Raw genomic sequence first — 23,729 nt, forward strand, 5'->3', positions numbered from 1 at the left:
TTAAAACTAGAACGAATCATCATAAAACCCATTCAAATTGGCATTAGAGTCGCCATACTTGAATTTTGGCCAATTCTAACCTATCGACCCCACCAAAACTGGCCTAATCCCGTCAAATGCCACACTTAAAAAATTAAAATGACCACATTTAAAGCAAATAATAACAACAACTTAAATAAACAAACTCAAGATTAACAGGGAAATAAAAACGCCAACCAAGCCTAGACTTATAAAGTAGCCAGTTTTCTTTTTTAACGCCCAGTTTTGTCAGGTTATTTCAAGCCTCCGGTGAAAATCGCCACAAAAACTAAGCCGAAAACTTAAAAAACCAACCAAAACAAACCTAGCCACCACCAGCCCCTATTAATACAGTTTAACAACCTTTAACAATATAAATTACACAAAACAACCATTACAAAACAACAAGTTAAATCAAATTAGAACAAACATAAATCACAACGAACAAAATAAGAACACACCATAAAACACAGTTAAACACTGCCAAACAAGCCAAAAACTCATAGTTTTCTACTACTTTTAAAGCTTTCGAAAGTAATTCTTGATCTAAAGCCATAAGTAGTGCTATTCTTTAAAACATAGCGAGAGACAACCAAATTTAGGAGTAGTGTTATGATTTCATCTTCGCAAAGACAAGGACTTGTAATGATCGCGGTAGTTGTAGGTCTAATGACACTACCGATGATGTACTAAGCAAGTTACAGATAAAAAAAGGGACGCCATGAGCGTCCCTTTTTTTGTTCAATTTTTTCACTTCGAAAACAGATGCAGTGTTAGCACATCCCAGTTCGCATAATAGAAACCTGCGGCAGCTAAAGTCATTGCCATCATCAGTAAGATCGCAACTCGCCAGATAAAACGACCACTACGTGGAGTCAGCTCCTTCTCACAGTCGTTACACATCATGATGAACTTATGTTGGTCTTCCAACTTAGCCTCATGTTCATTGACTACCTTGTTACGACACGTTGCGATATAGCGCAGCTTGCTCACCATATCGTGCGGTAGCCTCTCTTCACAGCTTGTTACAAGCTCATGCAATCCTTCGCCTTCGGCATGATATTGAAGCCTCAATAATTTCTCTATATTGCGAGTTCTTGTCACCACTTTTTCAATATCGGTCATCTTGGCCCTCCCACTCCACACTATAATTCTAGTCGAGCATTTCCCTATTCTTATACAAAATCACTGTTATTTACGAGAGAAAGAGACAATAAATAACAATGCTTTATCACAAACTGACCATTAAATGTGATGTCTGCCGAAAAATAATCAGCTTGGCTCACAACAGTTCACGAATAACGGCTTTAAACACATATCCCTATTGCCTGAAAGACTAGAATAACCATCACGACTACATGGAGGTTATATGCCTAATTCACTCTTTTTTGCCATCTTTGCTCTCGCTGCTCTAGCGGCTTGGGTATTTATTGGTTTCTATCGAAAACACTCGCAAGGTGAAAATGCGCCAGAGAAGAAAGTGAATGTCACGGTGTTAGACAAACAATCCATCGACCTTCCTGACGCAGAACCTGGCCAAGAAGATCAAGAGTACTGGATTTACGTTCAACGTGGTGTGGTAGGTCCGAAGCGAGAATTCCAAGTCGGCATCCACTATTTCCACGCCCTGAACCCTGGCGACAAAGGAACCTTAACCTACCAAGGCGATAAGTTCTTACACTTTGCGTTGAAGCGCTAAACGTCAGCCGCTTCAACTGTCTCCCCTAAGCAATCCATCAGAAAGCCTTAGCAGTCACCGCTAAGGCAATAACCAACGCGTTTTCTCTGACTTAGACACCAACCAGCTCATCCATAACGCGCCAGCTCCGCTGATCACAATCCATAATGGAATAACCCATGCCGGATGTCCTTGGTACCAACCAAACTCTTTCATCGGCCACAAGAAAATCGGGTGCAGCAAATAAATACCCAAGCTGTGCTTACTAATAAAGCCAACCACTTGGTTACTCTTCTCAGACAAGCCTTCACCATAGTAACGGCATACCATGAACACCATGCTCGCGGCTAATACGGTATTCAACGTCTTGTAAGATAACCAACGCCCTACCGTGTACTCTTCTGCTACCAAGCTTGCATCAACCACCATGTAAACCGTGGTTAGCAACGCGAGCCCACCCAGTAACACACTCACGCCAACTGTCATCTTGTTAAGTGGCACAATCTTGTACAGCAAGTAACCCAATGGTAAGTAACCGGTGTACAACCACAATTCGTGACTCCAAGGGCCATCGATTTTTAGTAAGAACAGCAATGTTGTGAACAACCATACCGCCGTAAAGGCATAGACCGATCTATCACCGTACTTTCTGACCATGATCTGCAAGAACGGAATAACAAAGTAGAGCGGAATGAAGTAATAGAAGAAACCAAGGTGGTAATAGGTGTAATGATGGTAGCTATTAAGCAACACGTCCCAACTGACGTTGGCATCAAAGCCCATTGCCGACCAACCCGACAGATAGGTATAGAAAAGCGACCAGACAATGAAAGGTATCAGTACCTTGCCCAGACGACGCTTGAGGTAGTATTTGGCGTCAAACGGGCGCTGATCACTGAGCATCAGTGCACCAGTAATCAAGATGAACACAGGTACTGCCCAGCGGCTGAAGCCGTTTACCGTAATGGCAGTAAGCCATTCACCGAAAGGAATAGTGCCCAATTCATTGCGATAAGGCGCCAAAACATGAATCGCGATAACCGCTACGGCCGCGACACATCGTGCTAAATCAAAAAAGAGAATTCGCTGCTTCATGTAAATGCCTGATTAATATTCAATCATTCTACTATAGCAATAAAAAAGCTGACCGGAATAAATACCAAGTCAGCTTAGTGTTAAAGGAGATGCTTATCGCGAATTTAGCTCATACGACGCTAGCTTCTGCGACTTGAGCTCTCACAAATGAGGCTCATGTGGCTGAAGCTTATGCCGCTGAAATTTGCGGCACTTTCGGTAAACGCAGAGAGATCACCGTCGTTATCGCCAAGAATGCGAAGGAAACCCACAGACACGCAGACAAACCTGCCATTTGGAATACCAAGCCCGACAATATCGTGCCAATCAAACGGCCCATCGCGTTTGCCATGTAGTAGAAACCGACATCAAGAGAAACGCCATCGCCTTTCGCATAACTCACTATCAAATATGAGTGAAGTGATGAGTTCACCGCAAAGATGGCACCAAATACCATCAAACCACCCACGATAACGAGCTCTGGTTGCCAGCCAATCTGTACCGCATAAGCGATAGCAGCGGTCACTATAGCCAGCGCACCAGCCCATAACAGCGCGGCATGCCCATCTGGCACCTTGCCTTGAGCTTTACCAGTAATCTTCGGCGCTATGCCCTGTACAAAGCCATAAGCGATAGTCCAAGCCGCTAAAAAACCGCCAACCCATGAGTGATCCCAACCAAACACACTGCCTAGGTAAATCGGCAAAGCAATCACAAACCAAACATCACGAGCACCAAACAGGAACATACGTGCTGCAGATAGGATGTTGATGGATTCAGACTTAGAGAAGATCTGTTTGAACTTAGGTTTAGTTTTCGCTTTACCCATGTCCGCTTCTAAGCTCAACACACTGCCAACGAAGACCAATGCCAACACGGCTGCCATCGCAAGCACTGCGTATTGGAAGCCAATCGTTGAAAGCAGCAAACCACCAATAAAGAAGCCTGCTCCTTTAAGCGCATTCTTAGATCCGGTCAGAATCGCAATCCACTTATAAAGCGCGCCCTGTTGTTCATCAGGAACCAGAGTCTTAATAGAACTCTTGGCACTCATCTTATTGAGGTCTTTAGCGATACCAGACAAGGCTTGCGCCGCCATTACCCAAGGAATGGTCAGCATTGCCGTTGGCACCGCGAGCATACCCAAGGCGACAACTTGCATGCCTAACCCGATATTCATGGTCTTATTGAGGCCAAGACGTGCCCCTAACCAGCCACCGATTAGGTTAGTCACCACACCAAAGAATTCATAGAAAAGGAACAGTGAGGCGATTTCTAACGAACTGTAACCAAGGTCGTAAAAATACAGAACCACCAGCATGCGAAGTGCACCATCAGTAATGGTGAAGTTCCAGTAGTTAAAAGTCACCAACATGTATTGGCGAACGCTCTTACTTAGATTTGAAAACATAACGCTATCTCTGCAATCTAAACAAAAAGAGCTTTTAGATCATAGGTGTCCAAAAGCTCTAATTCTTACTTTCCACTTAACTTATACTCAAAATAATTGGAGTTGCAGCTAGGCAACAAGCAAGTTCAGCCCTATGAGCATAGGTGTTCTATGTGATTAGGGCGGCCGGCGTTCCGGTGAACTTGCGCAGTTAACAACGCTGCAGGTTCAAGTATGAAGAGCTACGCAGAAGCTACGCCGTTGATATACTCAACCTGAATAGGCTTAGTAAATGCGCCGGGACGCAGTGCCTGCACTTCTTGAACAACCTTGCTCAAATCCCAGCCTTTTTCTAACAGTAGGTGAGCCGCGAACAAACCAGTGCGACCAGAGCCACCCATACAATGCATCGCAACCTTGCCGCCGTTATCAACGATGTTATGTAGCTCAGGGCTAGCCGCTTGCCACTTCGCAGCAAAATCAGCACCCGGTGCACAGTCGTCTTCAATTTCGATTTGGAACCATTGCATGCCTAGCGCACGTGTTTTTTCACCAAGTGCCGCCACGTCTTTGCTTGCAAGCTCATGGTCATCAAGTGCTGTCACGATAGCTTCAACGCCTTGCTCTTTTAGCTGAGCCAGTGATGCATCAAGCGTTGCTTCTTTTGTACCTGGGCATGGAGTCAGGATTAGCGCACCTTGCTCTAGGTCTAGTTGCCATGTTGGATGTGTCATTATATCTTCTCCAGATTCTTATTAAGCAAGGCCAACGGTACGAACAAGCTCAGCGGTACGTGTTGCGTAACCCATCTCGTTGTCGTACCAAGCGTAGATCTTAACCATGCGCTTACCGACCAACATCGTTGATAGTGCATCCACGATTGTTGAGCGTTGGTCGCCTTTGTAATCGATAGAAACCAGTGGACGCTCTTCAAAGCCAAGAATGCCTTTTAGTTCATTCTGAGACGCTTCTTTCAGCATCGCGTTAACTTCTTCTGCCGTGGTGTCTTGCTTCACTTCGAAGATGATGTCTGTCAGAGAAGCGTTCGCTAGCGGTACACGAACTGCGTGGCCGTTGATGCGGTTTTCTAGCTCAGGGAAGATCTCAACAATCGCTTTGGCGCTGCCCGTCGTTGTTGGGATAAGACTCATGCCACATGCACGTGCGCGGCGTAAGTCTTTGTGCGGCGCATCAAGAATAGTTTGCGTGTTAGTTAAATCGTGAATAGTGGTGAAGGCTGCGTTCTCGATACCAAGCTTCTCGTTGATCACCTTAACCACTGGCGCGATACAGTTCGTTGTACAAGACGCTGCCGTTACGATTTTGTGTACCGCAGGGTCGAAGATATTGTCATTCACACCAACAACGATGTTTGCGATGCCTTCTTCTTTCACTGGCGCCGATACCACAACACGTTTCACGCCCTGCTCTAGGTATTTGTTTAGGAAAGAGGTCTTACGGTGAACACCTGTCGCTTCGATAACCACATCACAACCAGACCAGTCGATCGCATCGATGTCGCGCTCTTGTGTGGTCTTGATGCGCTGGCCATTAATGATCATCTCATCGCCTTCTGCAGTTACTTCGTGGTGAAAGCGACCTTGAACTGAATCAAATTCTAGAAGGTGGGCCAGTGTTGTTGTGTCGCCAGCAACATCGTTAATTTGAACAAATTCTAGCTCATCCCAATCGAATGCTGCGCGAAGTGCTAGACGGCCGATACGACCAAAACCATTAATACCTACTTTGACTGTCATTTTCTGTTCTCTCAGTTAATTGCCTTCATATTTGAAGCCGCAGCGTTGTTGACTACGTTCACTTACCGGAGCGCCGGCCGCCCTAATTACATAGAGCCACTATGCTCATAGGGATAAGTTCACTTGTCGCCTAGCTGCAACTCCAACTATTTCGGCATTAAGTTTTAATGTATTTAAACGCAACATACTGGGCGTGAGTTCATCGACTCTAAGTGCTCAATATCTTGCTGGTATTCAGTTTTCAAACAGTTCGATGCAATAAGGTCGTCAATTAACTTTAGCATCCAACCTGGTAAATCTTGTGACAGGCGGTAAAACACCCACTGCCCCTGGCGAACATCAGTCAAAATACCGTTTGAACGCAGCTGCGCAAGATGGCGTGAAACCTTTGGCTGACTTTCTTGCAATGCCTGAGTCAACTCACCAACCGATAAGCACTCATTGCGAACTATCAACATTAAGCAACGCACTCGCGTTTCATCGGACAGTAATTTAAAAAATTGGTGAGGAAGCATAAAACATACTCATATATGGATATGCATATATCTTAGATATAAAAAAACGCACGTCAAGGCGTGCGTTTCAATTGTCATAAAAGTTTAATGAAGAAATATCAGAGCTGGTTGGTCACGGTATGGCTCCAACGGCGAGCTTCAGTAAGCTCCGTTTTGACCTGATCCACGCTTAATCCTAAATCAGCACAGTGCTCATCAATCTGTTGCCAATCAGCATGCTCAAAGCTCTCTTCAAGCGCAAGCAAGGTACCATATGGCCCTTCTCTACGAAGCAAAGCCACCTTGATACTTTTACACAAAGGCAGTTGCTCTACTAAATTCTCTAACGATAGATCGAGCAATGCATCCAGCAACGAGAACAGACCAATCATAAAGGCTTGCTCGGAATGTCCTTCAAATGCCTGATAACGAGACATACGCTGACAAAACTGTGCGCGCTGCAAAGACAAACCGTACAACTCTTTCGGTTTTTTATCCGAGACGTAAGACGCCACCGCCAGCGAGACAAACATTTTCAGTTTTTCTTGCCCTAGATACACCAAGGCCTGACGGAATGAAGAGATGGTCACCTCTAGACGAGGCGACATGGTGTTCACAAAGCGCAGTAGCTTATAAGACAAGGCGACATCTTTCGCGACGATACTCTCGACACGCTGAAAGTCGACATCGGGCTTACACACTTCTTGGAACAGCTCCATGGCAATCACTTGCTCAGGGCTGATGTACTTGGTCTTGATGATTTCCGGCTTACTAAAGAAATAGCCTTGGAAGAACTTAAAGCCCGCGTCTTTGGCTTGCTGGAATTCTTGTTCGGTTTCGACTCTTTCAGCAAGAAAACTAAACTTTTTCCCTTGATGAGCTTTGACCAAATCACACGCCTCATCCAAGCCCATCTGCATGATATCGAGCTTAACAATATGCGTGTATTTGAGGAAACGTTCCCATTCTGGCGTCGAAGTAAAATCATCTAGGGCAATCATGTACCCCGCTTGATAAAGCTCTTTAACGGCTTCTAATAATTCGTCGGTCGGTTGGCAGGTTTCAAGGATCTCAACCACCACCTTGTCTTTCGGCAAGCTCAAAGGCAACCGACGAATCAAGCTTTGGTACGGGAAGTTAATAAAGCAACGTGAAGATGGGATCGACGGGTTAAGCCCAACCGATAAGAAATTCTCAACGATCAGACGATACGTTGCTCGATTAGACTCTATATGCGCTGGATAGGCATTCCTTTCTCCGTCACGAAACAGCAGCTCATAACCAAGCGTGTTCTTCTTACGGTTTAAGATAGGTTGTCGAGCAACGTAGGTAGCGGTCATTTCTTGATAACTCTAATTGGTTTAACTTTAACTCTATTGCTTTGATTAGGCTTTGGCGGCAGCCAGCAATGCGCCGCAGCCCATGAACATACCACCAAAGATTTTATTTATCTTACCCATTATGCGATCTGAACGAATAAAACGTCCCATTTGTGAAGCTAATGAGGTGTAACCCAACATAACAACGCTATCAATGAATACCGTTGTAACACCTAGCACTAATAATTGTGGTGCTTGCGGTTGTGTTGGATCGATAAATTGAGGGAACAGAGCCACCAAAAACACGATAGATTTTGGGTTAGTAAGGTTAATCAGCACCGCATTTCTAAGCAGCTTGCCACTCGATAGCGTCGAGTTTTCTTGTGAAGCCACTAAGCTAGAGTTGTCACGCCACTTTTGAATACCCAACCAAAGAAGGTAAACCACACCCACCCATTTGATGATAGTGAACGCCAACGCGGATTGAGCGACTAATGCACCAATGCCCGCGCCCACCAGCATGATGTGGAATGCAAGACCGAGTTGTAAGCCCGCGATCGACGCAAGTGACTTCTTGGTGCCATAACTTAGCCCATTGCTGATTGAGTTAACGGTACCTGAGCCCGGAGCCAAACTAAACAATATCGCCGTAACGACATAAGCAAGCCAAACATGAGTATCCATTTGCATTTCCTTACTAGTTCTTTAATCTAACAACATTAGTAGCAATAAAGCTCTCACACGCATCAGTTCAGGTAATTTCCCATGGAAAACCACAGCGGCGCCCCGATTTCGTACACGCAAGAACCTCAATTCGAGCAAGCGATTAAACACCCGATCCCCACCCTTTGGCAACAACGAAAAGATGGATATGTAACAACATCTGGTAAAAAGAAGCTGTACTGGTGTAGCCTGACTTCAGAGACTCATACCAAGGCGATTGTTATTTCAAATGGCCGCATTGAGTGCTGCCAAAAATACCAAGAACTCTTTTATGATTTCTATCAACAAGGCTATGACGTTTATTCATTTGACCACCAAGGTCAAGGCCAGTCTGAACGAATGGTAACAGACTCTGACATTGGTCACATTCATGAGTTTGATGATTATGCATCTGACATGTCTGACGTCATTGCCAGTTTCGATCTCAGTAAGTATTCCAATCGCTACCTGCTCGCACACTCAATGGGCAGCACCATAGCCACCCGCTACCTACAAACTCATCCAGGCCACCCATTTGATAAGGTGACTCTGTGCGCTCCGATGTTTGGTATCAATACCGAGTGGTACCTGAAACCTATCGCGATGGTCGTCGGACAAGTGCTTACCGCGTTTTATGCCAAGCCGACTTACGCGCCAGGGCAGCAAGCGTATTATTCGAAGCCATTTGAAAACAACTTACTGAGCCACAGTAAGGTTCGCTATCAGTGGTTCCGCCGCTTATACGACGAGTCTCCATCTTTGCAGGTGGGTGGACCAAGCACGCGTTGGGTGTGGCAAGGGTTAATGGCCGCTAAGCAAGCAATTCAACAAACTCGTCAAATCAAGATCCCTCTGCTATTGATTCAAGCTGGGGACGAAAAAATTGTCAGTAACAGTGCCCAAGTAAAGTTCATCTCTAAGCTGAAGAAAACCAACTCTGATTGCCAGTTTAAGTTGGTTGAGGGTTCTAGGCATGAGGTGTTGTTTGAGCAAGATGAATATCGCAATCAAACACTGGATGCGATCAATCAGTTTTTCGCCTAGAGCTAATAGGCTAAGCAACCTACCAAGAAAATAAGCGCTAAAGAGGAAGAGAAGTAAGTGAGCTTTACCCTCTTTTCTTGCATGAATTTGGCATACAATTTCTACCTAGAGATATTGTAGTTAAAACGATTCTAGCGTTGGCTAGCGTCAATATTGGTTAAGCATTTTGCAATGAGGGTTAAATGAGTATTCCTGCACTAAAAGATTCCGTGAAAATTGTTGCTTCTGATTTAGATGGTACGCTTTTGGCTCCCAACCATCAGCTAAGCGACTTTACCAAGCTAACGCTTAAGAAATTACACGACCAAGGTTATACCTTCATCTTCGCTACGGGTCGTCACCACGTCGATGTGGCGGGTATTCGTCAGATCGCAGGCATTCCGGCGTACATGATCACTTCAAACGGTGCACGCGTGCATGACCAAAACGATCAACTGATGTATAGCCAAAACGTGCCTCAGGAACTCGTTCAGCCGGTTATTGATATTGTGCGCCAAGATCCAAACCTCTTTATTCACATGTACCAGAATGAAGATTGGTTACTAGACCGTGAAGATGAAATGTTGGCTAAATTCCATAGTGAGTCTGGCTTTAGCTACAAGCGCTTTGAAGCTGAAAACGCACCAAGCGAAGGCATCGCGAAAGTCTTCTTCACACATCCAGAACAAGACCACGAATATCTCGTCACGTTTGAACAAAAGCTAAGGGATGCTTTTGGCGACAAGCTGAACATCGCCTTCTCTACACCTTGGTGTCTGGAAGTGATGGCCGCTGAAGTATCTAAAGGCCACGCCCTAGACGCTGTTGCGAAATCACTGAACCTGACACTGGACAACTGTATTGCCTTTGGTGATGGCATGAACGACGCTGAAATGCTGGCTATGGCAGGTAAAGGGCTAATCATGGGCACATCACATGAGAAAGTGATAAAAGCACTACCAGACAATGAAGTGATTGGCAGTAACGCAGACGATGCTGTTGCTCACTATCTAGAAAAGCACCTGCTCTAATCTCGCTCGTTGAACAGATCTGAATAAATAAAAAGGCAGCCAACAGGCTGCCTTTTTTGAACCTTACGTAAAAAGCACTCTCTAACGCTATCGAGAACCTAGCACTTCTTTACTTAAGATTGCCTGCCACTCTTGTTCGGTAACCGGCATGATCGATAAGCGATTACCGCGTTTCACCAATGGCATTTCGGAGAGTTCAGGCATGGCTTTAAGCGTAGCCAAAGGAATCAAGCGCTCAGTCACTCGCACAAACTCGACATCCACCATAATCCAGCGCGGGTTATCGGGTGAAGACTTAGGATCGTAGTAATCACTCTCTGGGTCGAACTGAAAGTGGTCTGGGTAGGCTTCTCTGGTTACTTTAGCGATCCCCGCTACGCCAACTTTTTTGCATGATGAGTGGTATATCATCACCAAATCTCCAAGCTTGACGTCATCACGCATCATGTTTCGAGCCTGATAGTTGCGTACACCCTCCCAACAAGAGGTTTTTTGAACCCTCAGAGTCTGAATAGAGAAGGTGTCGGGTTCTGTTTTAAATAACCAATATGCCATAATAAATCCAATTAACGGTTGCTCCGAGGAAGATATAACATGAAGGTAATGAAAAACCCAGTGACATGGCTAGTCGCGTTCGCTCTACAAGGCTGTGTTACGGCACCTGATACGCCGCAACAACCGGAACTGCCCCCAGCAACCTTGGATGAGCCACTAAGCATTCAACCGCAAACCTTCATCATGCGTGGTCAGGTGGTGGTTGGTCACGAAAGTCGAACCTTCACTCCTTGCGGCAGCCAACAACAATACTGGTTAGACTTATCTCCAGAGTTAGCGCTAGAAGCACAAGGGCTCTCAACGAGACCTTACCAAGCTTTATATGGCGAGCTGATTGGTCACCTAACCGTGCCGAGCCAAACGGGTTATAACGCAGACTTCACAGCGCGTTTCGTGGTTGACCAAGTGAACATCCTAACCGCAGAGAACCCAGAGCGCTGCGACCAACCACTGCGTTCAACACGAGTATTTGGTAATGAACCCTTCTGGTCAGCAACCTTCGATAAAGACCAGCTGAAATACACTAAGATGGGCGAACAGCCACAAACCCTCGATATTGAATCAAGCCGCACCACATCAAGCAGCCGTGATTACCAATTAGAAGGTAAAGCTGCACAAGGCAAACTCAACCTTACGAAAGAGAGCTGTAGCGACGGCATGAGCGATTCTATCTATGGGTGGCATGCCAAGCTTAACCTCAATGACAGTGACTATAATGGTTGTGCGACGGTCTCTAACCAAGATCCAACACTGGATTGGAGCGGACTCTACTTCGCTAGCTCAACGCAAAGCTCAGGGTTCTCTATCAACCTTGAACTCAACAATGACCACAGTGCTATCACGACTTATTCATACAGCAATGGAGACCCTTCTATTGTTGAACAAGGCTTCTGGCAGCAACTGAACCAAAATCAGGTACAAGTGGTTATGACTCGCCACCAGCAACAGTATTTGATTTCCGAGCGCATCTTCACATTCGATAATGGCAAGCTAATCGCTGAAAAAGAGAAAGTGGGCAACGTGGTGTATCCGATTGCCAATGGCGGTCTGGTGCTATTCGAAGCTAAGAGTGCGCAAGCGCAAGTAAACACCACCACTAACGTTGATCTAACCGCAAAACAGGTGAACTCTAGTGATCAACTTGATCCAAAAGTCGACCAAGCGATCCGCGAGTATTTTAAGATCAACAACAGCTCACCTGACGATACCAAGTACCGCTGGTTAACCTACGACCTCAACGGCGACGGTAAAGAAGAGCTGTTCGCCCAACTCGATTGGTGTGGTTCTGGTGGCTGTACACTGCTGATTTTCGAAAACCATCAAGATAACTGGCGCTTCAATAGCCGAGTGACACTGGTTAAGGGCGACATACGCTTAGGTAAATCGCAAAACCACGGCTGGCAGGATCTGATCTTCAATGTCAGTGGCGGCGGTGCAACACCGGCGAAACACACCCTGTCATACTCAGGTGTCAGCTACCCGCTCAACCCAAGTATCGCTCCAGTTGCAGATGATGCTGATATCAGCGACGTGGTTTTGTTTGCTGATGGTATCTCACCCGCACAAAGTGGAGTGAAGCTGTAAAGATGAGTAACCAACAAGCTTGCCCTGGTTGTGGCTTCACTCACCAATGTATTTGTCACCTGATACCTAGTGTCGAAAGCCAAATCGATCTTGTACTGCTCACTCATGAGAATGAACTGTCGCGCGATACCAATACCGGAAAGCTGCTTCAGCAATCCCTTGATCAGTGTCAGTCCATTGTATGGCAAAGGAAAACACCACCAGCGGAGCTAATGGCAGTGCTTGACGATGAAACACGACAACCGTTTCTTTTATTCCCAAGAGATCAAAGTGTCGAGTGCCAGCAAGCTGTAATGACCCAAGCCCAGAGTCGTAAGCCGCTATTCATCATCTTGGATGGCACATGGCAAGAAGCGAAGAAGATGCTTAACAAGAGCTCGTGGTTACAAGCCGTTCCGCAAGTTCACCTCGACATTACCAGCGAATCTTCATACACCTTACGCCGCAACCAAGACAGTGGCCACTTGTGTACTTGTGAAGTGGGTATTGAGTTACTCAAATCTTTAGGTGAAAGTGAATCTGCCAAGCTCATTGATGACTACTACCAACAGTATCTAAAAGTATTCCACGCCGACAAATGTGGCCACGCTCTCAAATAGATCAGCGAGAAGGCAATAAGCACATTTCAGGACGGGACAGATACTAAAAACAAAAAGGGTGAGCCATAAGCTCACCCTTTTTACATCGTACTTTCGTTATTGAGCCAATCAGTGTTTCACGTGAAACGCTCGCTCCATCAAAACAAACGCTGAGGTTGGCCAAAGTAATACCCTTGCAAGTAATCGACCCCCATGTCTTCAGCAATACGACACACCTGTTCGTTATGAACGAACTCCGCCACCGTCTTAGCATTCAGAATCTGGCATAAGCTCACTAGCTGCTGAGCGATCTTGCGCTGCTTTTTATCTTTATCAATATTGCGAATCAAACTGCCATCAAGCTTGATCACCTGTGGTTCCAGTTTCAATATCTCATCAATGTTCGAATAGCCCGAACCAAAGTCATCAACAATAATATTCACACCAAGATCGCGGAAGTGATTACACACCTCAATCAAGCGACCGTAATCCTGAATTTGTTCCGTTTCTAACACCTCCAAGCCAATACGCTGGGGGTGACTGATTTTCTTGATCGCTTGCTCAAGGTGAAGAATGGTTTTCTCATTGCTGAAATCTTGTGGCGCTAAATTAATTGAGAACGAATCGGTTCGCTGACTCATAAAATCGAAGGTGCGCGTTATCATCTGACGACTGAGGCGTGTATAGAGATGAGTTCCTTCAATGATTGGCAAGAACTTACCCGGTGTAATCAACTGACCGTCCTCTTCAATTCGAACCAAACACTCGTAGCTCTCTACCTGATGACTGTGTGCTGAGACTATGGGCTGAGAGCACGCCACAATATTCTGATTAAGCACAGCGCGACTCACGCACGACAGCCAACCAAGTTGCTCTTGGCGATGCTTCTCCAATTGAATGAGCGTCTTGGCGCTCACTAGGTGTTTGTTTTGGCTGACTGCGCTGCGCCTCGCATCAATCGCCTTCAACAATAAGTCATCAATAGAGGTAGTCGGAAAATCTCGACGGCTAGCAATACCCGCACAGATAGACACCGACAAGTAATCAATATCGGGTAAACCGGTAGGCTCAAAATTCACATGCTCGGTTTGATCAGCAAATTCCGAGAATCGCTGGTGAATATGTTCTTGGCTCGCCCAGCTATCAAACACCACCGCCCACTCACCAATACCGATACTGTAGAGCTGACAACCCTCATCAAAGAACTGCCACAGCGCCTTTTGAAAGTACTCACTCAAGTCATGTAGAAGCTTGTCACCCACTCGATAGCCATACTTCTCATTGATCTGACCAAAGGTCGTGACCTTCAAAGCTAACAAGTGGCTGTCACTGCTCATCTTTGACAGCTTCTCACGCAACACACTTCGATTGGGTAAGCCAGTACGGTGATCAATTCGGTAGCTTGCCGTCAATGCGGTGGCTTGCTGCTGAATCTTACTCGCCATGCTGTTGTTCATGTCATCGACATCAAGCAGTGCATTTCGGATCAATGAAAACAGAGGGGATATGTTGGTCGCGGGTTGTGTCTCTAATGGCAATACCGCCTTACCCTCGCCTTCTCTAAGCGCAAGGTAAGTGAGGCTATGGTGCAAGATTCGCTGTTGGCTATTCTCTTGATAAAGTTCTCCCATGCAGTAAACGCCATAGCTGTCGGCCAATTTTTGGAAAACCTCAACCTCTTGGTTACCATCGATAAAGTCGATACGAGAGGTGCAGTTGTAAATGAAGAACTGTTCTGGCCTATGAGAAGCGATCTGTTGAACGCCCAGTCGTATTTGCTCTAGGGTTAATGATGGATGGTCATAACAAAACCGGACCTCATCGCCCACTTGGAACAGGCCGCTGAATTCTATCTCTCCACTTTCCGTTACCTTGAGCGGTAAGTGAATGTTTTGCTCTTTCGGGTCACCGACCATCAAGGGAAAGTTATGCAGTTGCTCAAAAGGTACTTCGAGGCCATCAGCAAGGTAACGATTATAGAGTTCACGAACAGGCATCCCATCCAACTCCAGCAACCGGTTCTCTTGAGCACCTGTCACTCGGAAAGTCCGACCAATCGGATTCCATTCAGTGTAGTAACCCTTAGCGATGGAGAGCTCGACACTATGCAGCGCCAACATCACATAGGCATTTTCATAGCAAATGCCGTCTAACATCACCCAACGTCCATTATCTGTAATGGTCGATGCACCGCCACAGATCGGTAGTGAATACCTCGACTGCTCAAACGCTGAAAATAGATCTCGGTTATTTATCTGCAAACGGTCTGCGAAACAGATGATGCTTTGAGTATTATCATTGCACCCAAGCTGTTGCCACATAGCGTGGCTATCGAGCAATGGTTGTTCGCTATATTCAACAACACCACAGGAGTATGACGTCACGTCAAAGCGGGTAACAATCAGATAAAGACCTTGGTGCAGGATGACACCTTGGCTGATGTAGTGGTTAGCACTGCAACCAATCAGTTTGGCATTGGGAAAAGTCGATTGAATCACTTGGCAGGCAGCCAAAACAGAACCTTTCTCGAAAGACGAAAACACCTGAATCAGTAGGCTTTCATGTTGATGAAAATCTATCTTTTCCAATTCACGTTGGGTTTGCTCAATGTCTTGTATCAGGAGAGAAGTCGACTGCATATTCACATTAATCGTTACGTTAATGATTTGTTATTGTGCTTATTATAGATAAGGCTTGCACGGAATACTTACGATCGTGTTATGAATAATGTGACCTTAGTTAGACATCATTCATTCCACCAAAAAGCAGTCATTAATGGCGGCGCAGTACTTTTATCGTCAGTAGTTACACAATGCTAGAAGCTTTAACTGCTAAAACAGTCGCTTAGGCTCACCAAAGTAGTACCCCTGCAGATAATCGACACCCATTTGCTCTGCTATCTCACAAACCTGTTGGTTATGGACAAATTCAGCGACCGTTTTGGCATTGAACACTTGGCACAAACGGACCAACTGAGAGGCGATGTTTCTTTGTTTTTGGTCTTTGTCGATATTACGAATCAAGCTACCGTCGAGCTTAATGATCTGCGGCTCTAGCTTAATGATTTCATCGATGTTGGAGTAACCAGAGCCAAAGTCATCAACAATGATTCTCGCCCCGAGAGCTCGGAAGTGATCACACACCTCAATCATGCGGCCATAATCTTTAATCTGTTCTGACTCGAGAACCTCTAAACCAAGTCGAGTAGGATCGTTCATACCACTGATCGCAGCCTCAAGCACCTCAAGCGTCTTGTCGCTCAACAAATCTTGTGGAGATAGATTGATAGAAAACGAGCTCTGCTTATCCGCCATATAGCCAATAGTACTCTTAATCATGTGTCGACTAAGGCGTGTATAAAGGTGGGTGTCAGCAATGATCGGTAAGAACTTCCCTGGTGGCACAATGGTACCGTCCGACTCCATGATTCTGACCAAACACTCTTGGCCAATCATTTCGTGCGTACCCGATTCCACAATCGGCTGTGAATAGGTGATGATGTTCTGATCTAAAATCGCACGGCTCACACAGCTCAACCAACCGAGTTGCTCTTTGCGGTCCTCTTCGCTCACCTGAATGTCTTTGGCATTGGTGATGTGGGTATTGTTACGTACTCCATAGCGTCGAGCTTCGATCGCTTTCAATAAGATCTCGTCACCACTGTCGGTTAAGAAGTCACAACGACTAGCAAAACCGCCACACAGAGAAACTGACAGGTAATCAATATCAGCCAAACCATACGGCTCAAAATTTATGTGTTCGATGTCATCGGCGAACTCAACGAACCCTTCTTTTATTTTCGCACTGCCAACACTGGCGTTAAAAATAATCGCCCACTCTCCGACACCAATACTGAACAGCTCAACCTTCACACGAGGCTCTTTGACGACACGAAGCTGCAATCGTTCGATAAAGTGATTAGACAGATCAAGCAGTAACTGATCACCCACCTGATAACCGTACTTTTCGTTAACTTGATGGAAATTCGTGAGCTTTAACGTGAGTAAGTGTTCACGAAACAGAATCGTATTGAGGCGTTCTTTTAATACGATACGATTCGGCAAACCAGTACGCGAGTCAATGCGATAGCTTTCGGTTAAGCGACGCGCTTGTTGATGGAGTTTTTTCTCCATCTGAGTATTCATACTGTCGAGATCAGCGACTGCATTTCTGACAAGGTTAAGCAACGGCGACACGGTTGAGCCGCACTGAAAGTCTTCACAATGAAACTCTTTAATCTCGTCAGACTCGCGCATAGCGATATAAGTCAGGCTGTGGTGCAGTATCTCTTGGCGGTCTTCATTACGGTATAGCTCCCCCATGCAGTAGGCACCACATGTATTCACTATCCCTTCAAATGGCTTGAGCTCAAGTTTGCTGTCGATAAATTCAAGTCGAGATACGCAGTTATAGATGATCACCGATTCAGGCTGATGCATGGCTAGCATCTCAGCCCCGTGGCGCACCTTTTCTGCAGTCAACGAGGGGTGGTTATAACAAAACTGCGCCTCCTCACCGACATGCCAAGGGCTATCAAACTCGATACTGCCATCATCATTAATACGTAGCGGCGTCGAGATCCCCTTCTTTCTGCCAAGTTCTCGATAAAGCGGAAAGCTCATCAGCTGGCTAAAAGGAAGGTCTTTGCCATCCGCAAGGTAATGTTTGAATACTTCGATAGCTGGCTTGTCGTTCAAAGCGTATAAGCGATTTCCAACGGCATGTGTGACTCGTAGCTTCATCCCAATCGGGTTCCACTCAGAGTACGCGTCCGACCAAACCTTCAATCTTGGGTTAGTCAGAGCCACAGCAACACAGGCGTGCTGGTAGGTTTGCTCGTTATACATAACCCAACGGCCAAATTCATTCTCATGGCACAGTCCACCAGCTATCGGCAAGGCGTAAGGCAAATTTTCAAAAGCGCTATAAATAGGATAATCACGCCCTTCAACCTGATCGCACAAGCTGATGACCGTTTTGGTGTCTTCTGTAAGGCGCAGCTGAAAAGCTAAGTCTTGGCTGTCTTGATTTGGATTGCCGGAAAAAGGCTGGACCGCAGAGGTTAGATGGGTTTCGTTGAACTCACTGATGATGACTAAGGTGCATGCACTTTCCAGGCAATTATCACAGATAACATGACGAGCACTCTGGCCAATTAGCGTCGCATTATTTAAACGATTGAGGGCAACACCCGCGATTTGACGAGCTAGATCTGAAGATTGAGCTGAGAAAATTTGAATAAGGTACTGTTTGCTGTCACACCATTCTCGCTGATCAAATTGAGCTCTAAATAACGCCTCAGTATTTGCGAGAAATGTAAATGTTTGCATGCCAACCCTTGTTCAAAATCGAGTGAAGTAACAACCCGCAACCACTGCTATGACTGAAATGAATCGATAAAAAGTAGTCGCCAATTATCCTAGCCTAATCAGGCTTTTATAGGCGACTAATGTAACAATTCACTATCATAAATGCGACACAATAAGCTTACCGAGCCATTAAATTAGTCGCATAAGATCGCTAAGTTGGTCTATTTCAACATCAGGGAGCACGCTCGCCTTCGGGGAGCGGTATAAATTGGAACCAGTGTCATTAAACCAGCACGCTTGGAAGCCATTTTGCTTGGCTCCATAGACATCCGTTTTGAGGTGATCGCCAACATGAAGAATATTCTCAGCGTCGCAATCTAGGTGTTGCTGAGCTTTTTCAAACATATCTGGATAGGGTTTTGCTCTACCATCAGGGCCAGCTTTAAGGATTAATTGAAAATACTGCCCTAAGCCAATTTTATGAGGATCGACATTGCCATTGGTAATCGCAACCAGAGGAATACGTTGGCTAAGCTCAGTCATCACTCGATGCGTTTCTTGAGGGACATCGACTTGATTACGCAACCACAAGGCATGCTCAATGCCTTCACGAGCCGCTTGCTCTGCTTGCGGCAGGGAGTAACCCAATTGCAGCAAACCACTCTTAATCTGAGTTTCACGCCACACGGTGACATCATGTTTCAAAGCTGGGTTTTCAGATGCGACTTGCTGCTTAATGCCCTGCCACTCTTCAAGCGATAAAGAAGCCGACACTGGGTGCTTTTGATAAAGCCACTGTGCCATCTCTTTCTCAACCTTCATGATCACAGGCCAGTTGTCATACAGGGTGTCATCCAAGTCAAAGGTCATGGCTTTAATGGGCTTTAACCCTCGATAAATTCGCATAGTAAACCCTTTAATCTAATCTTTATTCTTCTTACGAGCTCTCGGGTGAGCCTGATCATAAGCTTGTGCTAAGTGTTGGAAATCTAAGTGGGTATACACTTGGGTTGTCGAGATGTTTTCGTGCCCCAACAACTCTTGGACAGCACGAAGATTCTGGCTCGATTCAAGCACGTGCGTTGCAAAGGAGTGACGCAGTTTATGCGGGCTGATGTGGCTTGCAACAGATTGCTTCTTGCCCCACTCTTCCATACGCTTTTGCACGCTGCGGTGAGAGATACGAGTCCCAAGTTTAGAGACAAACAGCGCGGTTTCACTCGGTGAAGCCAATTCACCACGGACTTTGAGCCATTTATCGACCCACTCTTTTGCTAAACCAGAAAAAGGCGCTTTGCGTTCTTTGTCGCCTTTACCAATTACTCGAATTTCGCCTTGTCGACCCAACACATCTTTCAGATTGATGCCGACCAGTTCTGCCAGTCGTAATCCAGCACCATACATCACCTCCATCATCGCTCGGTCACGGATCGACAATGCATCGTCCTCATTTACATCAAGCAGTTGACCCACTTCATCAACATCGAGGTTTTTAGGCAAAGGGCGTTGTTTGCGAGGTGCAGAGACACCTTTGGCTGGATTGGCGGTCATTTCGCCACGCAACACAAGGAAATCAAAGAAGCTGCGCAGTGAAGATAAGCGCGTTGCAATGCTGCTCGCCTTCATTCCCTCACGCATGCCTTTACTGGCCAGTTGTCTGACCCACGCCGCATCGACTTGACCCCAGTCTTTCAATCCTAGCGTGACTAAATGACCGGCCATGGTTTCAAGTTGTTGTTTGTAATTACGTTGGGTGTGTAGACTGAGTCCCTTCTCGCTTCGGAGATATTCATAGAAGCGAGAAAGTGGCTTTTGAAGGCTGTTAGGAAGAGGTATTTTGGGCTCTAGGCTCATTATTTATCTGCCAAGGTAAGGTGTCCGCCAAATGAGCGACAACAAGTGCTAAATGGCGTAAAAAGAGCGTATCCATATGAGGTTGGAAATGTCCGCCATCTTCACTAGAAAAGGCGAGCAAACCCAATGGAGACTGCTTAGCAAGCGGTAGTACTACATAAGAGCCTAGCTCTGGAACTGGATAATCACCAAACAAATCGTGTCTGTCGGCTTTTCTCAAGCGTCCAAGATAAGCATCTTTACCATTGAAATGGTTAAGCGAAAACTTAGAGTAACCCTCAGCACTCAACTGATAAAAGCCAGATTGCGAAAGAATTCGAACATGAGCCTTAAGCCCAAGATCTAACGCTTTTTGTTCAACGGCTTTTATCACCTGCATGAAGTCACTGCATTTCAGCACTTGCGCTTGCAGATCCATAAACTCATAGAAGGTTTTATCGTTATTTGCTGCCAACGACATCAAGCCAGTGATCTCTTCTTCAAGCTCTTCGATTCGATGACGCTGGCGTTTAAGCTGAACCTCAACCAGAGAAACAGCGCCCTGCTCAACGTTATTGATAGCAAGGCGATCAACCAAATCTTTTCGGTCTTGGAAAAAATCTGGGTTATCACGTAAATATTCCGCGACCACTTCTGCGGTGAGTGCGTCGGCTTCAACGTAAGACAAAACCTATCCTTTATTTTTATGAATCTATTTGTTTTGGGTCGTTATTAGCAAGAAAGTTGACCATCAAACACATGCGTTGCAGGGCCGGTCATAAACAGAGGTTTACCCGGGCCTTGCCAGCTAATGTGTAAGTCACCGCCTGGTAGACGAACCTTCACATTCTCAGCCAGTAAGCCTTGAGTGATACCAACGGCAACTGCGCCACACGCTCCGCTGCCACATGCCTGAGTTTCACCCGCACCGCGCTCATAAACACGCAAACGAACTTCTTCACGGTTAACGACCTGCATAAAGCCAGCATTAACACGCTCAGGGAAACGTTCGTGTGATTCAAGCAGCGGGCCTAAGGTGTCCACATCAGCCGTGTCGACATCATCAACCACGGTAACCACATGTGGATTACCCATGCTTACCGCACCACAGAATAAGGTGTGTACATCCGTTCTTAGGATATACGTCTTCTCTGGCTGCTTGGCCTTGAATGGAATCTTACCGGGTTCGAACTCAGGAATACCCATGTTCACCGTGATCAGGTCATTCTCTTCAATCTTGAGAACCATTTTACCTTTCTTGGTGCTCACGTTGATGCTGTACTTATTCGTTAAGCCTTTCATGCGAACGAATCGTGCAAAACAACGCGCGCCATTGCCACACTGTTCCACTTCACTGCCATCCGCATTGAATATGCGGTAATGGAAATCAGTTTCTGGATCATAGGGAGCCTCAACCACAAGTAGCTGATCAAAGCCCACGCCAGTGTGACGATCCGCCAAACGACGGATCAAATCTGGAGAAAAGAAAATATTTTGAGTAATGCAGTCCACGACCATGAAATCATTGCCCAAACCATGCATTTTAGAAAAGTGGAAGTGCATAACGCTTAAAATTACTCCGGAAGAATGTTTTCAAGTTCCCACAGACTCGTAAGCTCTTCACGCTGACGAACCAAGTGAGTTTTATCGCCATCCACCATCACTTCAGCCGCACGCGAACGAGTGTTGTAGTTAGATGACATCGCGAAGCCATAAGCACCCGCTGAACGAACTGCTAGCAGATCACCTTCTTCAAGAACAAGGTCACGATCTTTACCTAGGAAATCGCCTGTCTCACAGATTGGGCCAACCAAATCGTAAGTCACAGCTTCACCCTGACGAGGGCTCACAGGAACAATATCCTGCCAAGCTTGGTAAAGTGCTGGGCGCATTAGATCATTCATTGCTGCATCGATGATGGCAAAGTTCTTGTGCTCTGTTGGCTTGAGGAACTCGACTTTCGTTAATAATACACCAGCGTTAGCAGCAATCGCTCTTCCAGGCTCGAAAATCAGCTCTAGATCAGAATGATTGTCTAGACGAGCCAATAAGGCTTTCGCGTAGTCAGAAGGCTGTGGTGGTAATTCATCACGATAAACCACACCCAAGCCGCCACCGACATCAAGGTGTTTGATGTTGATACCGTTAGCACGTAGCTGGTCGATCAGCGCAAGCAGGCGATCGGTTGCATCGATGAAAGGTTCGATATCCGTTAACTGAGAACCAATGTGGCAATCAATACCATGGATAGACAAGTTATCGAGTGTTTTTGCAAACTCATAGACAGCAGGAGCACGGTCGAAAGCGATACCAAACTTGTTATCACGCAGACCCGTAGAGATATAAGGGTGAGTGTTGGCATCAACGTCTGGGTTGATACGCAGTGAAATCGGCGCTTTAACACCAAGCTCACCAGCTACTTTATTCAGTCGCTCTAGTTCTGGTTCAGACTCTACGTTGAAACACTTAATGTTCAACTCAAGCGCACGCTTCATTTCAGCGGCTGTTTTACCGACACCAGAGAATACAACTTTTGCTGGATCGCCACCGGCAGCAACCACACGCTCTAGCTCACCGCCAGATACGATGTCGAAACCAGAGCCCAAGCGAGCCAAAGTGTTCAACACGCCAAGGTTTGAGTTAGCTTTAACGGCATAACACACCAAGTGCGGATGCTCACCAACCGATGAATCAAACGCATTCCAGTGGCGTTCTAATGTTGCACGAGAATATACATACAGCGGTGTACCATATTGCTCTGCTAGTTGTGAAAGTGCGACGTCCTCAGCCCAAAGCTGGCCATCTTCCTGATAGTTGAAGTAATCCAAAGTTCTTATCCCTTATAAATAACGATTTCTGCGTGTTTTCACTTATTGTGATTGTTCGGTTTGCTGAACTTCATCAGGATCGTACAAAGGACCCGTTTGACCACAACCAGAAAGTCCAATAACGGACAGCATAAATAGAGCAGTAATTAATTTTTTCATTTTGCATATCGTGATTATTAACTCAATGCCCCCTATAATCGCACCACACTCAGGAAAAGCAATAGGATAGAAAGGATGAACGAGACTGAATTTCATCAGCTGGTCGATATACAGATGCAAAACATCGAAGAAGCTATCGATGAATCAGAGGCAGATATTGATTACGAAGTGACTGGTAACGTGATGACGCTGGAGTTTGAGAACCGCAGCCAAATCATCATTAACCGCCAAGAACCAATGAAAGAAATCTGGTTAGCGTCTAAATCTGGTGGCTTTCACTTCAAGCTAGTTGACGACAAGTGGACATGTTCAAAGACGGGCATGGAGCTGTTTGAGATGGTTAAAGAAGAATGCGTGAAACACGCAGGTGAAGCGATCGATTGGGTCTAATCATTTG

23 protein-coding genes are annotated in these 23,729 nt (G+C 45.9%); 6 read left to right on the forward strand and 17 right to left on the reverse strand.

The features are described 5' to 3' along the window. Positions 1-768: 768 nt before the first annotated feature. Positions 769-1,143, reverse strand: coding sequence for a hypothetical protein (locus MSG38_RS23275; RefSeq protein WP_004736595.1), 375 nt, complete (start codon positions 1,141-1,143; stop codon positions 769-771). Between the two features lie 244 nt (positions 1,144-1,387). Between MSG38_RS23275 and MSG38_RS23280 the strand changes: the two genes are divergently transcribed. Beyond that, positions 1,388-1,717: a DUF2500 domain-containing protein gene (locus tag MSG38_RS23280; RefSeq protein ID WP_017061032.1), complete on the forward strand. Its 330-nt coding sequence runs from the start codon at positions 1,388-1,390 to the stop codon at positions 1,715-1,717. 60 nt (positions 1,718-1,777) lie between these two features. On the opposite strand, the gene MSG38_RS23285 is transcribed toward MSG38_RS23280, so the two are convergent. The 7 genes from MSG38_RS23285 to rhtB form a co-directional block, all read right to left on the reverse strand. Then, entirely contained in the window at positions 1,778-2,791 is a 1,014-nt protein-coding gene (locus tag MSG38_RS23285) for an acyltransferase (protein ID WP_136981723.1), read from the reverse strand. Between the two features lie 169 nt (positions 2,792-2,960). After that, positions 2,961-4,181, reverse strand: coding sequence for an organoarsenical effux MFS transporter ArsJ (gene arsJ, locus MSG38_RS23290; RefSeq protein WP_048610756.1), 1,221 nt, complete (start codon positions 4,179-4,181; stop codon positions 2,961-2,963). A gap of 221 nt (positions 4,182-4,402) precedes the next feature. After that, positions 4,403-4,894 carry a cyclin-dependent kinase inhibitor 3 family protein gene (locus MSG38_RS23295; RefSeq protein ID WP_048615023.1) on the reverse strand — a complete coding sequence of 164 codons (492 nt, stop codon included), beginning with the start codon at positions 4,892-4,894 and terminating at the stop codon, positions 4,403-4,405. Positions 4,895-4,915: 21 nt separating this feature from the next. Beyond that, positions 4,916-5,917, reverse strand: coding sequence for an ArsJ-associated glyceraldehyde-3-phosphate dehydrogenase (locus MSG38_RS23300; RefSeq protein ID WP_017061027.1), 1,002 nt, complete (start codon positions 5,915-5,917; stop codon positions 4,916-4,918). Between the two features lie 173 nt (positions 5,918-6,090). Then, positions 6,091-6,432 (reverse strand): metalloregulator ArsR/SmtB family transcription factor, encoded by a 342-nt coding sequence (locus MSG38_RS23305; protein WP_248402734.1) that lies wholly within the window; start codon positions 6,430-6,432, stop codon positions 6,091-6,093. Between the two features lie 98 nt (positions 6,433-6,530). Continuing rightward, positions 6,531-7,751 carry an EAL and HDOD domain-containing protein gene (locus tag MSG38_RS23310; RefSeq protein ID WP_248402735.1) on the reverse strand — a complete coding sequence of 407 codons (1,221 nt, stop codon included), beginning with the start codon at positions 7,749-7,751 and terminating at the stop codon, positions 6,531-6,533. A 45-nt stretch (positions 7,752-7,796) separates the two neighbouring features. Continuing rightward, positions 7,797-8,414 carry a homoserine/homoserine lactone efflux protein gene (gene rhtB, locus MSG38_RS23315; RefSeq protein WP_048610767.1) on the reverse strand — a complete coding sequence of 206 codons (618 nt, stop codon included), beginning with the start codon at positions 8,412-8,414 and terminating at the stop codon, positions 7,797-7,799. Between the two features lie 81 nt (positions 8,415-8,495). Here rhtB and MSG38_RS23320 point away from each other — a divergent pair, with 81 nt between their 5' ends. Continuing rightward, entirely contained in the window at positions 8,496-9,476 is a 981-nt protein-coding gene (locus MSG38_RS23320) for an alpha/beta fold hydrolase (RefSeq protein WP_248402736.1), read from the forward strand. Positions 9,477-9,658: 182 nt separating this feature from the next. After that, the gene (locus tag MSG38_RS23325) at positions 9,659-10,486 is read left to right on the forward strand and encodes a Cof-type HAD-IIB family hydrolase (RefSeq protein ID WP_248402737.1); all 828 of its coding nucleotides are present in this window, start codon (positions 9,659-9,661) and stop codon (positions 10,484-10,486) included. 87 nt (positions 10,487-10,573) lie between these two features. On the opposite strand, the gene MSG38_RS23330 is transcribed toward MSG38_RS23325, so the two are convergent. Next, positions 10,574-11,041 (reverse strand): EVE domain-containing protein, encoded by a 468-nt coding sequence (locus MSG38_RS23330; protein WP_017633148.1) that lies wholly within the window; start codon positions 11,039-11,041, stop codon positions 10,574-10,576. A gap of 39 nt (positions 11,042-11,080) precedes the next feature. Here MSG38_RS23330 and MSG38_RS23335 point away from each other — a divergent pair, with 39 nt between their 5' ends. Both MSG38_RS23335 and MSG38_RS23340 read left to right on the forward strand, forming a co-directional pair. Next, the gene (locus MSG38_RS23335; protein ID WP_248402738.1) at positions 11,081-12,625 is read left to right on the forward strand and encodes a hypothetical protein; all 1,545 of its coding nucleotides are present in this window, start codon (positions 11,081-11,083) and stop codon (positions 12,623-12,625) included. 2 nt (positions 12,626-12,627) lie between these two features. After that, the gene (locus MSG38_RS23340) at positions 12,628-13,224 is read left to right on the forward strand and encodes a DTW domain-containing protein (protein WP_248402739.1); all 597 of its coding nucleotides are present in this window, start codon (positions 12,628-12,630) and stop codon (positions 13,222-13,224) included. Between the two features lie 137 nt (positions 13,225-13,361). On the opposite strand, the gene MSG38_RS23345 is transcribed toward MSG38_RS23340, so the two are convergent. The 8 genes from MSG38_RS23345 to MSG38_RS23380 all read right to left on the reverse strand — a co-directional run bounded on the left by MSG38_RS23345 (position 13,362) and on the right by MSG38_RS23380 (position 23,428). Next, complete coding sequence (locus MSG38_RS23345; protein ID WP_248402740.1) at positions 13,362-15,842, reverse strand: EAL domain-containing protein; 2,481 nt, start codon at positions 15,840-15,842, stop codon at positions 13,362-13,364. Between the two features lie 192 nt (positions 15,843-16,034). Further along, positions 16,035-18,533, reverse strand: a complete 2,499-nt coding sequence (locus tag MSG38_RS23350; RefSeq protein ID WP_248402741.1) for an EAL domain-containing protein — start codon at positions 18,531-18,533, stop codon at positions 16,035-16,037. A gap of 168 nt (positions 18,534-18,701) precedes the next feature. Further along, positions 18,702-19,418 carry a 5-amino-6-(5-phospho-D-ribitylamino)uracil phosphatase YigB gene (yigB, locus tag MSG38_RS23355; RefSeq protein WP_086971510.1) on the reverse strand — a complete coding sequence of 239 codons (717 nt, stop codon included), beginning with the start codon at positions 19,416-19,418 and terminating at the stop codon, positions 18,702-18,704. Positions 19,419-19,433: 15 nt separating this feature from the next. Next, a complete protein-coding gene (gene xerC / locus MSG38_RS23360) occupies positions 19,434-20,366 on the reverse strand; it encodes a tyrosine recombinase XerC (RefSeq protein WP_248402742.1) in 933 nt (310 codons plus the stop codon). Next, positions 20,335-21,033: a DUF484 family protein gene (locus MSG38_RS23365; RefSeq protein WP_017061014.1), complete on the reverse strand. Its 699-nt coding sequence runs from the start codon at positions 21,031-21,033 to the stop codon at positions 20,335-20,337. The genes xerC and MSG38_RS23365 overlap by 32 nt, the downstream gene beginning before the upstream one ends. A 44-nt stretch (positions 21,034-21,077) precedes the next feature. Next, positions 21,078-21,908 carry a diaminopimelate epimerase gene (dapF, locus tag MSG38_RS23370; protein WP_017061013.1) on the reverse strand — a complete coding sequence of 277 codons (831 nt, stop codon included), beginning with the start codon at positions 21,906-21,908 and terminating at the stop codon, positions 21,078-21,080. An 11-nt stretch (positions 21,909-21,919) separates the two neighbouring features. Continuing rightward, positions 21,920-23,173, reverse strand: a complete 1,254-nt coding sequence (gene lysA / locus MSG38_RS23375) for a diaminopimelate decarboxylase (protein WP_017061012.1) — start codon at positions 23,171-23,173, stop codon at positions 21,920-21,922. Between the two features lie 42 nt (positions 23,174-23,215). Then, positions 23,216-23,428 (reverse strand): lipoprotein, encoded by a 213-nt coding sequence (locus MSG38_RS23380; RefSeq protein ID WP_032554288.1) that lies wholly within the window; start codon positions 23,426-23,428, stop codon positions 23,216-23,218. On the opposite strand from MSG38_RS23380, the gene cyaY reads away from it, so the two are divergent. After that, positions 23,408-23,722 (forward strand): iron donor protein CyaY, encoded by a 315-nt coding sequence (gene cyaY / locus MSG38_RS23385; RefSeq protein ID WP_017061010.1) that lies wholly within the window; start codon positions 23,408-23,410, stop codon positions 23,720-23,722. The two genes, MSG38_RS23380 and cyaY, sit on opposite strands and share 21 nt — an antisense overlap. Positions 23,723-23,729: the final 7 nt, after the last annotated feature.

The sequence above is a fragment of the Vibrio sp. 1CM24A genome (assembly GCF_023161725.1).
Taxonomy (GTDB): Bacteria; Pseudomonadota; Gammaproteobacteria; order Enterobacterales; family Vibrionaceae; genus Vibrio; species Vibrio coralliirubri.

Excerpts from the sequence above, each read along its gene's own strand:
- MSG38_RS23275 (WP_004736595.1), bottom strand. The coding sequence starts at position 1,143 with ATGACCGATATTGAAAAAGTGGTGACAAGAACTCGCAATATAGAGAAA.
- MSG38_RS23280 (WP_017061032.1), top strand. The coding sequence starts at position 1,388 with ATGCCTAATTCACTCTTTTTTGCCATCTTTGCTCTCGCTGCTCTAGCG.
- MSG38_RS23285 (WP_136981723.1), bottom strand. The coding sequence starts at position 2,791 with ATGAAGCAGCGAATTCTCTTTTTTGATTTAGCACGATGTGTCGCGGCC.
- arsJ (WP_048610756.1), bottom strand. The coding sequence starts at position 4,181 with ATGTTTTCAAATCTAAGTAAGAGCGTTCGCCAATACATGTTGGTGACT.
- MSG38_RS23295 (WP_048615023.1), bottom strand. The coding sequence starts at position 4,894 with ATGACACATCCAACATGGCAACTAGACCTAGAGCAAGGTGCGCTAATC.
- MSG38_RS23300 (WP_017061027.1), bottom strand. The coding sequence starts at position 5,917 with ATGACAGTCAAAGTAGGTATTAATGGTTTTGGTCGTATCGGCCGTCTA.
- MSG38_RS23305 (WP_248402734.1), bottom strand. The coding sequence starts at position 6,432 with ATGCTTCCTCACCAATTTTTTAAATTACTGTCCGATGAAACGCGAGTG.
- MSG38_RS23310 (WP_248402735.1), bottom strand. The coding sequence starts at position 7,751 with ATGACCGCTACCTACGTTGCTCGACAACCTATCTTAAACCGTAAGAAG.
- rhtB (WP_048610767.1), bottom strand. The coding sequence starts at position 8,414 with ATGGATACTCATGTTTGGCTTGCTTATGTCGTTACGGCGATATTGTTT.
- MSG38_RS23320 (WP_248402736.1), top strand. The coding sequence starts at position 8,496 with ATGGAAAACCACAGCGGCGCCCCGATTTCGTACACGCAAGAACCTCAA.
- MSG38_RS23325 (WP_248402737.1), top strand. The coding sequence starts at position 9,659 with ATGAGTATTCCTGCACTAAAAGATTCCGTGAAAATTGTTGCTTCTGAT.
- MSG38_RS23330 (WP_017633148.1), bottom strand. The coding sequence starts at position 11,041 with ATGGCATATTGGTTATTTAAAACAGAACCCGACACCTTCTCTATTCAG.
- MSG38_RS23335 (WP_248402738.1), top strand. The coding sequence starts at position 11,081 with ATGAAGGTAATGAAAAACCCAGTGACATGGCTAGTCGCGTTCGCTCTA.
- MSG38_RS23340 (WP_248402739.1), top strand. The coding sequence starts at position 12,628 with ATGAGTAACCAACAAGCTTGCCCTGGTTGTGGCTTCACTCACCAATGT.
- MSG38_RS23345 (WP_248402740.1), bottom strand. The coding sequence starts at position 15,842 with ATGCAGTCGACTTCTCTCCTGATACAAGACATTGAGCAAACCCAACGT.
- MSG38_RS23350 (WP_248402741.1), bottom strand. The coding sequence starts at position 18,533 with ATGCAAACATTTACATTTCTCGCAAATACTGAGGCGTTATTTAGAGCT.
- yigB (WP_086971510.1), bottom strand. The coding sequence starts at position 19,418 with ATGCGAATTTATCGAGGGTTAAAGCCCATTAAAGCCATGACCTTTGAC.
- xerC (WP_248402742.1), bottom strand. The coding sequence starts at position 20,366 with ATGAGCCTAGAGCCCAAAATACCTCTTCCTAACAGCCTTCAAAAGCCA.
- dapF (WP_017061013.1), bottom strand. The coding sequence starts at position 21,908 with ATGCACTTCCACTTTTCTAAAATGCATGGTTTGGGCAATGATTTCATG.
- cyaY (WP_017061010.1), top strand. The coding sequence starts at position 23,408 with ATGAACGAGACTGAATTTCATCAGCTGGTCGATATACAGATGCAAAAC.
- MSG38_RS23380 (WP_032554288.1), bottom strand. The coding sequence starts at position 23,428 with ATGAAATTCAGTCTCGTTCATCCTTTCTATCCTATTGCTTTTCCTGAG.